The organism is Paraburkholderia jirisanensis (genome assembly GCF_054782355.1).
The window spans coordinates 1,285,515-1,298,602 of record NZ_BAAGSQ010000033.1; the positions used below are offsets into that span (position 1 = coordinate 1,285,515).

Below are 13,088 nucleotides of genomic sequence, written 5' to 3' on the forward strand. Positions count from 1 at the left end.
GAATTGCAGTCGCTAAACGCGCGTGGCTAGCCTGGCGGCGTGGCCGACATCTGCCTGACGACCTGGGCCGCCCGCTCAGGAGTCAAGCGGCCATCCGCACGCATTTGCGCGCCCAGCCGCGCGATCTCCTGCTCACCACTCTGCAGAGCTGCGGCGCTCGTATGAACGGAGTAGTAGCCCTCGACAAGATCGAACCGGCTTTGCGCAGCGGATCCCAACACGAAATCGCAGTGCTCCCGTGCAATGAAGTCGACAGCGCCCTCGGAGGGTTCGAACACGACCAGCTCCCCTTCCGAAACGGGCTCGCCCGCTTCGAGGGATCCGGAATAGACGGCGATCCACAGCACGTCTTGACCGTGAGGGGGGGTATAGCGCCAGTGCTCGCCTGCGCTTAAGCGAACGTGTAGGTACGTCATTTGCAGCGCACCGCCGATCTGACTTTCCTGGCCGTTCAGACTACCGAGCAAGACACGCGCAGGGCCGTCCTTGGGAATGTCTTTGGATCGCCGGAATATCTCGAATGGGGTGCTCAATTCGAGATCAGGCGGTAACGCAATCCACAATTGAAAGAGCGTCAAGGGGCCGTCCCATTCCATAGGGCCGCCATGCCATACACCGCGACCCGCCTGCATCCATTCGATGTCTCCCGCTTCCAGTAAGTTCGGCTGCCCCCTGCTGTCCTGAAAGCGCAGCGATCCTTGCAAGAGTGTGGTCAACGTTGCGATGCCGGAATGGGGATGGAGCGGAAACTCCTCTCGTGAAGAAGGGCCGAGCGCGTCGTAGCTTAGCAACACAAAAGGCTTGATCAGTTGCCCAATATCCGATGGGCTTACCAGACGCGCGCCCCACCTGTTGGTTTTTCCCCTGGTTCGCTGCACGATCCGGCGAGATGATTTCGAGCCGACTGTTGCCCGAGCGTTTGCTGCTGATTCCATGAGCCCTCCGCTTTCGTCAATACTGAGGTGATTCCGTGTCTGGTCGCACTCGCACAAACGCTTTAGCGTGAGTCGTTCGAGCGCGGTGCAGGCGCGCGATTTCAACCATCAAAACGGTTGTTTCACCGGTTCTATTCCCTGCAGAGGGCACTGTCGCGTTTAAAGATCGTACGAGCGAAGGCTGCCGGGGTCCAGTCCGATCTGGTCAGAATCAGAATGCCGGGGCAGCGTCGTTGTGAACAGACGGTGCGGGATACTCACTTATGAAATAGTGTCAGCAATCGAAGTGCCGATGTCGACTGGCGGTTCGCGGCCGAGCAGCGACAAATGCAATCAGCATAAATAGACCGGTAGAAGTATGCCATTCACTCTAAAGAAGAAGCTCACCGCTGCCGATAACAAACAAGTCTTTGCTAAAACAATCGCACGGGAGACAGTTTTGATAAAGGGAATCCGGTTGAGCGCCGGTGTAATTGCATGTGTGATGCTAGGCGGCTGCGCGACGCGGACACTGGTTGCGCCGCCATTGCCTGAATCACGATTGGGCGTCGCGAGCTACGCTGAGATGTCTTACCAGCCTCTCGAGCCAGACGAAACGGAGACCGTCCGCTTTGACGAGAATACATCGCCCGTAGCAAGGTTCGCCGATGGTTTGGGCGTGTACGCGGCGTTTTCGATCAAACCGCAACAATCAGCAAGCACGCTGCGCATTCGCACATGGCTTTCGAGTGACTGGTTGTCGCTCGCGACGGTCGTTAAGCCATATGTAGTTTTTCTCGACGCGGAAAAGCACGTGATCAGCGATGTCGAGTCCTTTAAATCCATCGATGGGTCGTCCTTCTTCCTGGGTGGCTATAAGCAGGGCTACTTTCCGGTTCCACAGGGCAGCCGGTACTTCGTCATCTATTCAGCCGCATCCGAATCGGACCGAATGGTGATAAGGGCTCAGACGGGTAAGTTGTGGGGAATCCCGAATGCTTACCACGGCAAGGTTGACATCAAACAGGAAACGCCGCCTCAATGAAGAAGAACGACTTGTTGAAAGTACGCGTTGTGCAAGCCTTCGTATTCTCCTTGTTAACCTTGATGGGGGGATGTGTTACGACGACCTATTCGCCACCCGCGGGAGTGCCGACCGCGAATATTCGCTTTCGTGAGATTGGCTTGGGCGGCTTCTTTTTGTACGAGAGCCCTCCGCTTCCACAGTGCTACTTGCCCAGTGATTCACGCGGCGGAGAACCCATCGGCGTCGCGGACGTTCCGCCTAAGAACGAAGGGATTATCCTGATTCCTTCGCATCGAAAGCAGCCACGTCTGGGGATGCCTATCGACGGCGCTTATATCGACAGAAGCTATTTCGAACTCAAGATGCGGGCTGATCATCTATTGACGTTGCGAATTGCGCTACCCGGGCGAGACCAGTACGACACCGCATTACGGTTCACGCCAAAGGCTGGTGATAACTACGAAATCACCGTGGTCGACGCACGACCGAAGAAGGTCGAGGTCTTTCATATCGACACGCAAGATGGGCGCTACGTGAAAGAGCGGGTTCAGGATGTCGAGATTATTCGACGGTGTTCGTAAGTAAGCCCCAAGGATCGTGCATGCCTTTCAGCCGCAACCGAGAGATCCTGGCGTGTATTACGACGGCCGGCGGTGAGGCTAGCTGCCGCTGCGAATGCAATATTCACACGTGAATCATCGAGTCAATGACTGAAGCAACCTTGCCAGATCCAAAGGCTGCACGCGAATAATTCCGCGCCGTGGGCTATCGATATCTGCAATGAGAGCCAGCGATAGCGCAACTGTCACGGGCAAGATAGTGATGAGCAGGCTTCTGCGCAGCCTCCCTTTTGTGCCGTAGCCCTGCACGACGCACGCCAGCAGCGCGATGAGAATCATCAGAAACCATGCGCCGAGTGGAATGTGATTGATCCGCGCTGCCTCGGAATAATCCTGCGAATTGAGCACGTCGTTCATCCCGGCAACGACAAGGGCGCCGATGGGCGTGGGCTTGTCCTGCGCCACCTGGGTCGCAAGTCGCCACAAGTCGGCTTGAAGGGCAGATGTGTCGTGGTGAATGCGTTCGAGTTCTTCCCGGTCTCGCGTAACAAAATCGGCAAGTCTGAGCTCGGTGTAACGGACCAGTCCGGCTTTTATCTTCGCGCCGATTGCCGGATCGGCGAGATCGGCTCTCGCGTACTCCGTTCCTATCGCGTTGGCTTCGCCTTCCTCAAGGTTCTTGCGCTGGTCATAGCGGCCCACCGCCATCGAAACGCTGAAGCCGACCAGTAATGCAAGCAGCGTCAGCGTAGCGGTCTGGATAATGTTGAAATCCTCGCGAGCGTCGTCCGGGATTGTCGCAATACGCCGCAATACATAGGCGCCGAGCGCTACCGCCCCGACGAAAAGTACGAGGAGAATGACAAACAGCACCGCTGGATGACTGACAAACGACGCCATACGACGCCTCCGTTACAACGGTTGTTTAGCTTATCGAGTGCACATTTGAAATGATATTGGCCTTTGGTCCAACAACTATGTGACAGTCCGGTATCGGCGACAGCAAGTCCTGCATAATCGAAAGCTTCTGAACCCGTAGAATGGCACGACCTGCGCCGCATCGAACCCTGCCGAGCCTATCCCACGCGTCGCAAGCTCACGACACTCCACCCGGCCCTTTAGCGGCCAACAGCCCCTTTCCTGTCATAGCCACGCCGCATAGCCGCTGCAAACAGCAGCCCAACCCGCATCGCCAAAGGCCTGTTTAGATTTCGTGACGGAAGGCTCCGCAAACTGAAACTGAGCCTTCCATCCCGTGCTTTCGCATCTGCCGCACCATACGCTCCGCGCTTTAAACGAGTGCTGATCACTCAACGGAGAAATGTCAGTGAAAACAAATGTAATTGTGCGGAAGCTGCGATACGCAGCTATGGCGTCGACCCTGCTCGCGGCCGGAGCGGCACACGCGCAAAGCAGCGTGACGCTTTTTGGCTTGATTGATACGGGTGTTGTCTATCAGAACAACGCGCGCGTCACGCCTTCGAGCGCCACATCGCCCGGCGCCAGTTCGTGGTCGATGCAAAGCGGCAATGTCTTTACGTCGCGATGGGGCTTGCGAGGCACCGAGGATCTCGGTGGCGGGCTTAGCGCAGTCTTCTGGCTGGAGAACGGCTTTAACGTGGACACCGGCGCCTTGAAGAATGGTGGAGATCTGTTTGGGCGTCAGGCATGGGTTGGCATTCGCTCCACCCAATACGGCTCGCTTACGCTAGGCCGTCAATACGACCTCATGGTGGACTATGTTGCGCCCCTGTCCGCGACAGGTTCGGGCTTCGGCGGCAACCTGGCCGCGCACGTGTACGACAACGACAACCTGAACAACGATTTGCGCCTGAACAATTCGATCAAGTTCAATAGCGTGTCGTATGGCGGCTTCAAGGCCGGTGCGATGTATGCGTTCTCCAACCAGTCGGGCAACTTCAGCAACAACAGCGCGTACAGCCTCGGCGCAAGCTACACGTACGGCCCACTTAATGTTGCTGCCGCCTATCTGGAGATCAACCGCACTGCGCAGCCTGATCTCGCCAATGCAACGGGCGCGGTTAGCACCGGCGATGGCGACCAGTTGACGACCGGCGGCAGACAACAGATCTACGGCGCCGGTGCGCAGTACAAGTTCGGTAAATCATCCGTCGGCGTCGTGTGGACCCACTCTGTCACTGACAACATCACCGGGATTTTCCAGGATGGCAGCACCAGTGTGGGTGCGCTTGGCGGCACGGTCATGAAATTCGACAACTTCGAAATCAATGGCCGATACTTCGTGAGACCCGATTTGAGTCTGGGCGCGTCGTACACCTATACGACCGGTGAGTTTGCCGGAGCGTCAAAAGGCTTCACGTCAGCCGCGCCCCATTGGAATCAGGTTATGGCGCAAGCCGATTATGTGCTTTCGGAGCGCACCGATATCTACGTTGAGGGTGTATACCAGCGAGTGAGCGGTGGAAATGGCAACGGGGCATTCGACGCAAGTATCTTCACCCTCGATCCTTCCGCGGGGAATGAACAGGTGGCAGTCGCCGTCGGCGTGAAGCACCGGTTCTGATCACGCCCGGATTCAAGCGGTTGAATGCATGAGCTTAGCCGCGGCCTAACAAAAAGTTCATCTGTTTCATGGCGGTTCGATATGACGCGAGGATCATCCTTGCGTCATCACAACGTCGCACAAGGAGCAGATGACATGAAAACCTTCTGGAAAAAAACCACGGTGGTGCTTTGTGTATTGTTGGCAAGCGGCGCAGCCTCGGCCAGTACCAAATTGACGCCTCGCGAATGCAACGACTATCCGTTCACGCCACTGAGCAAACCGGTCACGCATGCACAACTGATGCAGGAACTCGGCGAACTCGAATCGGTGGGTTACCAGGCAGGAGGAGGAGACGGCAGTTACTATCCATCGGAAATCGACGAGGCAGAAGCGCGGCTCAAGCTGAAATACCGCGCCGATTGCCTGGGTGAGAACGTAAAGGTGCCGACCTCCCCTATTATTTACGGCAACAACGATTAATGTCTGTCCAGCGCGCGTGCGCGTCGATCACAAGCATGCGCACGCGCGATCGGTCAATTCTCGTTGTGAATCTCAACCGGGAATCCTGTGTTGTCGTTCACATCGCGCTCATTCACTCACAGCGTCACGCAGATGGCTTGCGAGATAATCAATCAACGCCCGCACCTTCGGCGGAAGAAAGCGGTTAGGCGGATACAGCAACCAGACAGGGCCCACATAAGGGTGCCCTTCAAATTCCCAATCGGCGAGCACCTGAACGAGGCTGCCGTTCTGCAGCGCCTCTGTTGCAGCGAAGTCAGGCAAGCTGGCAATACCCACCCCCTGCAACGCAGCCTCGAGCCGAGCGCCCACATGATTGGCGCTATAACGCCCTCTCACTTCAAGCGACTGCGTCTGGGTGTCGCGCCGGAACTGCCATCGGTTGTCATCGACCGTTTCGCCGAGATACAGGCATTCGTGCTGCTTGAGATCGCGTGGCACAACCGGCGCGCCGTGCACTTTCAGATAAGCCGGCGACGCGCATAGCAGCCACGTAACAGCCCCGAGCCGGCGTGCGGCCAGGCCCGGCGGAGGTGAACGGGTCAGGCGTATCACCATGTCGACGTCGTCACGTAGCGGATCGACCTCGCGGTCGGCGAAGATCAGCTGCACGTCCACCTCGGGAAAGCTGCGCAGAAATCCCGGGATCAGCGGATGGATGACCAACTTGGCGAATGCAACCGGTGCACTGACGCTGACTTTGCCGCGCGGCTCGCCCACCACTTGCCCAGCGACATCGACCGCACCCGACGCCGCGCCCACCATGTCGCGGCAATACCGGTAGACCTGCGCGCCCGAATCCGTTACCCGGACGCTGCGCGTCGAGCGCTCCAGCAAGCGCGTGCCGAGCGCTTCTTCGAGGCGTTTGATCTGCCGGCTCACCGTCGACGGCATGCTGCCCAGCTGGCGCGCGGCCTCCGAGAAGTTGCCTGCATCGACGACACGGGCAAACGTCGCCATGTCCGGCAATAGCGCAAAGAGTTCATTGGGATTCATTGTCGTGCTCACGGTGGCCGACGCATTTGTGCGTTTTCGACATAAAAGATGTTCCCCGCGCCACGATTATAGTTTTGCGCGCAATACTCGACAATCCGGACTGTTCTAGCAAAGAGAGATAGAAGGTCCGCCATGTCGAAACAAAAGCGCTTGCTCTGGATATCCGACCTGATGTTGCTGGCGGTAGCCATGGTGTGGGGCACGAGTTATGGGGTCGCGAAAGGCGCACTCGCTTTCTTTCCCGTGCTAGGGCTGTTGGCGCTGCGCTTTGGACTGACGTTTATCGTGCTGTCGCCCGCGTTGCGTTCGCTGCGGCACGCGAAGCCATCCGAGCTAGCCGGCACGCTTGGCACGGGTGCACTGCTGCTCAGCGTGCTGCTCGCCGAGACGTTTGGACTGTCGCTGACGCGCGCTTCGAACGCAGCGTTTCTGATCAGTTTGTGTGTGGTGTTCACGCCGCTTGTCGAATGGGTGCTGCTGCATCGAAAGCCGTCGCGCGTGGAGGGTGTTGCCGTCTTGTTGTCGTTGGCCGGCGCCGCGCTGGTGAGTGGCGGTGTGTTCATTCCAACCGCGGGCGACGCGCTGATTCTTCTGGCTGCGGTACTGCGCGCGTTGATGATCTGCGTGACAAGGCGCGTGATGCGCGACTCGACGCTCGCTCCGCTTTCCGTGACTGCCGTTCAGGCAGGCACCGTGATGTTCGGCAGTGTCGTCGCTGCGCTGGTGTTTTCGTCGCAGCCGTGGCCCGCGCTGCCGTCGTTGGCCGGGCACGGCAGCTTCTGGATCAGCATCGGTTATCTGGTGGCCGCCTGCACCCTGTTCGCGTTCTTCGCGCAGAACTTTGCCGTCAAGCGTAGCAGCCCGACTCGCGTCGCGTTGCTGATGGGAAGCGAACCGGCGTTCGGCGCGTTGTTCGCATATGTGTGGCTCGGGGAGCAGTTGTCCGTGTGGGGCTGGGTTGGAGGTGGCTTGATCGTATTTGCTTCGCTGCTTGCGACTGTGCGTTGGCAGAAACGTGATGGCGTCCCGGTCGATCTGCGTTCGGTGGTTTCTGGTGATGCGTGACGGGCAGACTCTCCAACGCTCGGCCACTTGCCAGGTGCCCGCGCGCATGGAGAAAATTCCCTTCGAAGCGCTGGGAGGTCGTTGGTTCGTCGTAATATTCACGATGCATCATCCCGTGTCCCTAACTTGCCGCGCTTTCATGAGTGCCATTTATCTGTCCTCCAACCCGAAACCTCCCAATCGAACCCGCGGCTCGCTTGGTGCAGCGTGCCGCGCGATAGCGAGGGGGCGCACGCCGGTTGCGATCGCACGCCGGCTTCTGGCCGAAGCGCGCGGCTGGACCGGCGCGTCCCATGGACTGGTGAAGCTCGACGCGCGCGCGACGCATGACATCGACGCATATGCGGCACCCGGGATCGCAGGGCCGGCTGAAGCTCACCGGAAGCATCTGTCGACGCCGGCGCCGCTCGCGTCGATCGATCCCAACCTGCTTGAGGAAACCGAGATCAGTTTCGGCGTTTCGTCTGCGGAACAAGGACAGACCCACCACGCCCATCCGATCGTCATGAGTGCGGTGCTCGAGGCTTCGGGCAAGCGGATAGGCATGCTGCGGGTCGAGCTTGCGGTCGGACAGCCCGCCAACCAGGCCATGATGGAAGCGCTCGAGGTGCTTGCCGCGAGCAGCGCGCAGGCCATCGCCTGTCGGCGGCTCGATGAGCGGCTCAAGGCCGAAAGGCGCGTGCGCGCCGCGGCGGAGGAAACCCTGCGCGAAACGCACAACGCGATGATCAAGCATCAACAGGTCGGCCGGATGGGCGACTTCCGGTTCAACACGCGCACCGGGGAATCGTTTGGGTCACTCGAATGCTACAAGCTGTTTGGTTTCGATCCCGCGCTCCCTGAGATCGACTTCGGCGAATGGACCTCGAAGATCGTTCCCGAAGACAGGCAGCGCATCATCGATACGCTGGCGGACTGCGTGTCGCGCGGCGCGCCGCTCAAGTTCGAGTACCGCATCAAGCTCGACGGCGAAACGAAATATATCGCGTGCGAAGGGGCGCTCGATGTCGACCACGTCGGCGACCCGACTTACTACGGCGTGGTGACGGACGTCACCGACCGGCGGCGTCATGAGGAACGGCTCAACGAAGCCCGGCAGGAACTGGCGACAGCATTGCGTTTCGCTTCGCTCGGCGAGCTTGCGGCATCGATCATCCACGAGGTTAGCCAGCCCATTACCGCCATCCGGCTCGCAGCGGCGGCGTCCCTGCGTTGGCTCGATGTGCCGGGTAGCGAAAAGGAAGTCCGCGACGCCTTGCAACGGCTGTCAGCCGATACCGTCCGTGCGGCCTCCTTTATCGGCGGCCTGCGAGCGCTCTCGCGTGGCGCCATCACGCAACGCGTCGAGATCGATATTGTCGAGGCCGTGCGCGAGGCGCTCACGCTGATCGAGGGACGCGCCGCGCGTGAACGTGTCGCCGTGTTCGCGTCCATTGATCACACAGCCATCCCGGTTCGCGCCGATCGCGTTCAGATCCAGCAGGTCGTGGTCAATCTCGCGAACAACGCACTGGACGCCATGTCGCAGAACGGCGAGCACGTCCGGCAACTGCATATCTCGTGCTTCAAGCCGGACGCAGCCTGTTTCGGCATGTCGTTCGCCGACACGGGGCCGGGCTTCGTCGCCGCCAGTCCGCAACAACTCTTCACGCCGCTCTACACCACCAAGACCGAGGGTATGGGGCTTGGCCTCACGATATGCCGCAAGATCATCCTTGCGCATCACGGCGAGATCAGCGCGCGCGCCAACCAGCCGCGCGGCGCGATCTTCGAATTCAAGATTCCGCTGGGAAGCAGCGCGGACGAATAAATCCTCTTTCCGCAGCCACAGTTCGGCCGCGAGGCCATCGCAGCGCCCACCGCCTACTTGATAATCCCGATCTTCTTGCGATCGATCGTCACGAACACCGACGCGATCAACACCACGCCCTTGACGATGTTCTGCAGATACGGATCGACGCCCGCCATATTCATTCCGTTCGACAGGATCGTGATGATCAGCACGCCGAGTATCGTGCCCTGCACGCTGCCAAGGCCACCGGTAAGGGGCGTGCCGCCGACCACCACCGCAGCGATCACATCGAGCTCGAGCCCTTCGCCGAGTTGCGAAGTCGCAGCCATCGCACGCGCGCTTTGCAGCAGCCCCGCGATACCGCACAGCAGACCGAGCAGCGCAAACATCAGGATCTTCACGCGGTCCACGCGAATGCCGGTCAAACGGGCCACGCGCTCGCCGCCGCCGGTTGCCTTCAGTTCACGCGCAAAGATCGTGAAACGCATCGCTACCCAGCCCAGCACCACGACACCGACCGCAATCCACACGGCGTTCGGCACATCGGCGAAGCGGCCCGTGTAGAAATCGAGAAAGCCTTCGCTCTCGATCGACACCGGCGCGCCGCGCGTGAAGTACAGCACGATGCCGCGATACACCACCATCGTGCCCAGCGTGACGATAAACGACGGCACCATGCCTTTCGCCACCACGAGGCCGTTGATCAATCCGCAAGCGAGCCCGACGAGGGCGGCCGGCACGATCGCGAGCACCCCCAGCGTATTCGAACTGGACGCCGCGGCCAGCGCCGCCAGTGCAACGATCGACCCAACCGACAGGTCGATGGAACCGGCAATTACGACGAAGGTCATGCCAAGCGCGGCAACCGCGAGCACCACGGCCTGCTGCAGCACGATCAATGCATTGCCGGTGGTTAAGAAGCGCGACGAACTGAGCGAGAACGCAATGCACAGCACCACCAGCAACAGCACCGGAAAGGTTCGTCGCAACATCTCGGGCCGCCCCGCCGCTGCAGCCGTGCTGGCGGAGGTGTCGGAATGCTTGCGCAGGGAAAAGGACTGGCGGTTCATGGTCGTCTCATGTCATGAAGCGGACGATGGCGGTTTCGTCCGGCGTCGCACCGGACGCGAACACGTGCTCGACGCGGCCGCCGCGCATCACGGCGAGCCGGTCGGAGAGGCCGATCAATTCGGGCAGGTCGTCGCTGACCAGCAGCACCGCGACGCCCTCTTCGGCCAGTGCGCGGATCACGCGGTAGATTTCGATGCGCGCGCCGATGTCGACCCCGCGCGTCGGATTGTTGAGCAGCAACAAACGCGGCGCCACGTGCAGGCACTTGGCCAGCACCACCTTCTGCAGATTGCCGCCGCTTAGCGTGCGGCACGCGATATCGGCGTGCGCCGCCTTGATCATCAGTCGCGCGCTGAGTTCGGACGCATCGCGCTGTGCCGCAGCCGTATCGAACACGCCGAAGCGGCGCGGCGGGCGCGCCATCACGACGTTGTCCAGCACGCTGAAATCGGCGATCAGCCCTTCGCCGCTGCGGTCGCCCGGCAGATAGGCGACGCCGGCTTGCCACGCCGCCGCGGGACGCTTCGGCGCGTACGCACGCGCGCCGAGTTTCAGCGCGCCGTGTTGCGGCGCGAGCACGCCCATCGCGACCTCCAGCAGCGCTTCGCCGCCGCTGCCCTTCAGGCCGGCGATGCCGACGATCTCGCCACCGTGCACGTCGAGACTCACGTCGCTCACGCGGCCAGCGACGCTGAGATCGCGCACTTCCAGCACGACTTCGGCGGGCGGACGCTGCGCTTTAGGTGGAAACACATGGCCTGAGATATCGCGGCCCACCATTCGCGCATGAATCTCCGCAGGCGCGATGTCGGCCACTAGCGAACCGCCGGCAAGACTGCCGTCCTTCAGGATCGTCAGCCGGTCGGCGACCTGCGTCACTTCGCTCAGATGATGCGACACGAACGCCACCGACAGCCCGCGCCCCTTCAACGCGCGAATCGCCTTCAGCAGCGCGTCGACTTCGCGGTGGCCGAGAAACGCCGTCGCCTCATCGAGAAACAGGATGCGCGGCTCGTGCGACAAGGCCCGCGCAATCTCGATGCATTTCCATTGACCGAGGTCGAGCCGCGCAAGCCCGGCCGATACCTGGATGCCCGCATCGAAGCTGTCGAGCACCTGCTGTGCGGCGCGCTCGAGCGCTTTCGTTTGCAGAAAGCCGCAGCGCGAGAAGCGGCTCAGGCGGTCGATAAAGATGTTCTCCGCCACCGTCAGCGACGGATTGACGGTGATTTCCTGGTGAACCAGCGCGACGCCGCGGCGTTCGGCCTCGCGCGTGTCGAGCGGCGCGTAGCCGGCGTCGAACAGACGCATCGCGCCGTCGTCGGGTCGCTCGGCGCCGGCGAGGATCTTCAGCAGCGTCGATTTGCCGGCGCCGTTCTCGCCGACCAGCGCATGCACCTCGCCGGGCTCGAGCGCGATCGACACGTCCCGCAGCGCCACGGTATTGCCGAAGCGCTTGTTGATATGCTCAGCGACGAGAGTCATCAGTCATTGGCAGAAGCAGTCGGTGAACATGGCCAGAGGTAACGTGTCACAGCACTCAGCTGTACTTCAGCTCGAACGCGGCGGCCGGTGCATTCGGCGTATAGGCGCGCGAATGTTTGCGGAAGTCGTACGGCGGAATGCCCTTCGGAAAGTCCTTTTCGAACTGCGGCACCTGTTCGCGCGTCAGCGGCAGCAGACGCAGCTTGACCGTATCGTCCTGCTTGCTGGTGGGCTTGCCCTTGATCTGGTCGTACAGCATCACGAGTGCAAAGCCACCCTGCAACCAGTGGCCGCCGATATCGAACAGCAGTTCGCCGCGCTTCACGGCTTCGACGTTCTCCGGGTTCAGGTCCATCGCCACGACATAGACGTCCTTGCCCGGTACCTTGCCGGCGTTGTGCAAGGCCGCCATCACGCCGGTGGCCGTGCCACCGTTGGCGGCCCACACGCCCTTGATGTCGGGATGCCCCTGATACAGCGATTCGAACGCGGTCTGCGACGTGTCGCGCACGAAGTTGCCGTCGACTTCGCCTGCCACGGTCACCTCCGGATGCTCTTTCAGCGCACGCGCCAACCCCTTACGCCGGTCGATCGCCACCGACGTGCCGGCCGTGCCGTTCACCACGCCGATCACCTTCTTGCCGTTCGCGCCGGCCGGAATCGTCGAAAACAGCTTGATCGCCATCTGGTAGCCGGCTTCTTCGTCGCTCGGGCCGATAAAGGCGATGTAGTTGGGAAAACGTGGAGTCTGCGGGCTGAAGTCCGGATACGAGTCGGTCAGAACCACCGGAATGTTGGCGTTCTTCGCCAGCGTGAGCCCCGGCACCGCGGTCGACCAGTACGGCGTGAAGATGATGCCGTCCACCTTCTGCGCGACCAGATCCTCGAGGCTGCTCAGCATGCGGTCCGGCTTGTTGTCGGCGTTCAGCACGATCAGGTCGACACCCAGCTGGCTCGCGCCCTGCTTCATGAAGGCGATGTAGTTGTTCCAGAACTGCGCATCGAGCGTCGGCACCACCACGCCGATCCTGAGGTTTTGCGCCGCATGCACGTTGCCTGCCACCAGCGGCAGCAGCGCCGCGCCTACCAAATACTTGAGGGACCGCCGTTTGCTGGCCTGCATGTTCGTCTC

General features: G+C 60.8%; 12 protein-coding genes. 6 read left to right on the forward strand and 6 right to left on the reverse strand.

Translation table 11 applies throughout. The features are described 5' to 3' along the window. Nucleotides 1–26: 26 nt before the first annotated feature. Nucleotides 27–935 (reverse strand): pirin family protein, encoded by a 909-nt coding sequence (locus tag ACYVNQ_RS37755; protein WP_460910996.1) that lies wholly within the window; start codon nt 933–935, stop codon nt 27–29. 358 nt (nt 936–1,293) lie between these two features. Between ACYVNQ_RS37755 and ACYVNQ_RS37760 the strand changes: the two genes are divergently transcribed. Together ACYVNQ_RS37760 and ACYVNQ_RS37765 are read left to right on the forward strand one after the other, a co-directional pair. Continuing rightward, entirely contained in the window at nt 1,294–1,959 is a 666-nt protein-coding gene (locus tag ACYVNQ_RS37760) for a hypothetical protein (protein WP_460910998.1), read from the forward strand. Further along, nucleotides 1,956–2,522 (forward strand): hypothetical protein, encoded by a 567-nt coding sequence (locus ACYVNQ_RS37765; protein WP_460911000.1) that lies wholly within the window; start codon nt 1,956–1,958, stop codon nt 2,520–2,522. Before ACYVNQ_RS37760 ends, ACYVNQ_RS37765 begins: the two co-directional genes overlap by 4 nt. A gap of 114 nt (nt 2,523–2,636) precedes the next feature. Here ACYVNQ_RS37765 and ACYVNQ_RS37770 read toward each other — a convergent pair whose 3' ends face one another. Continuing rightward, nucleotides 2,637–3,401: a bestrophin-like domain gene (locus ACYVNQ_RS37770; RefSeq protein ID WP_460911002.1), complete on the reverse strand. Its 765-nt coding sequence runs from the start codon at nt 3,399–3,401 to the stop codon at nt 2,637–2,639. 469 nt (nt 3,402–3,870) lie between these two features. Here ACYVNQ_RS37770 and ACYVNQ_RS37775 point away from each other — a divergent pair, with 469 nt between their 5' ends. Together ACYVNQ_RS37775 and ACYVNQ_RS37780 are read left to right on the forward strand one after the other, a co-directional pair. Next, nucleotides 3,871–5,046, forward strand: coding sequence for a porin (locus ACYVNQ_RS37775; protein WP_460911004.1), 1,176 nt, complete (start codon nt 3,871–3,873; stop codon nt 5,044–5,046). Between the two features lie 135 nt (nt 5,047–5,181). Further along, nucleotides 5,182–5,508 carry a DUF4148 domain-containing protein gene (locus ACYVNQ_RS37780; protein ID WP_460911006.1) on the forward strand — a complete coding sequence of 109 codons (327 nt, stop codon included), beginning with the start codon at nt 5,182–5,184 and terminating at the stop codon, nt 5,506–5,508. A gap of 108 nt (nt 5,509–5,616) precedes the next feature. On the opposite strand, the gene ACYVNQ_RS37785 is transcribed toward ACYVNQ_RS37780, so the two are convergent. Next, a complete protein-coding gene (locus ACYVNQ_RS37785; protein ID WP_460911008.1) occupies nt 5,617–6,543 on the reverse strand; it encodes a LysR family transcriptional regulator in 927 nt (308 codons plus the stop codon). Between the two features lie 132 nt (nt 6,544–6,675). Here ACYVNQ_RS37785 and ACYVNQ_RS37790 point away from each other — a divergent pair, with 132 nt between their 5' ends. Both ACYVNQ_RS37790 and ACYVNQ_RS37795 read left to right on the forward strand, forming a co-directional pair. After that, a complete protein-coding gene (locus ACYVNQ_RS37790; protein ID WP_460911010.1) occupies nt 6,676–7,608 on the forward strand; it encodes a DMT family transporter in 933 nt (310 codons plus the stop codon). Nucleotides 7,609–7,654: 46 nt separating this feature from the next. After that, nucleotides 7,655–9,418, forward strand: a complete 1,764-nt coding sequence (locus tag ACYVNQ_RS37795) for a sensor histidine kinase (protein ID WP_460911012.1) — start codon at nt 7,655–7,657, stop codon at nt 9,416–9,418. Nucleotides 9,419–9,471: 53 nt separating this feature from the next. Here ACYVNQ_RS37795 and ACYVNQ_RS37800 read toward each other — a convergent pair whose 3' ends face one another. The 3 genes from ACYVNQ_RS37800 to ACYVNQ_RS37810 are packed head-to-tail and all read right to left on the reverse strand — an operon-like array spanning nt 9,472 to nt 13,079. After that, the gene (locus ACYVNQ_RS37800) at nt 9,472–10,470 is read right to left on the reverse strand and encodes an ABC transporter permease (RefSeq protein ID WP_460911014.1); all 999 of its coding nucleotides are present in this window, start codon (nt 10,468–10,470) and stop codon (nt 9,472–9,474) included. A gap of 7 nt (nt 10,471–10,477) precedes the next feature. After that, nucleotides 10,478–11,956, reverse strand: a complete 1,479-nt coding sequence (locus ACYVNQ_RS37805; RefSeq protein ID WP_460911016.1) for a sugar ABC transporter ATP-binding protein — start codon at nt 11,954–11,956, stop codon at nt 10,478–10,480. A gap of 55 nt (nt 11,957–12,011) precedes the next feature. Further along, nucleotides 12,012–13,079 (reverse strand): ABC transporter substrate-binding protein, encoded by a 1,068-nt coding sequence (locus ACYVNQ_RS37810; RefSeq protein ID WP_460911018.1) that lies wholly within the window; start codon nt 13,077–13,079, stop codon nt 12,012–12,014. Nucleotides 13,080–13,088 lie beyond the last annotated feature (9 nt).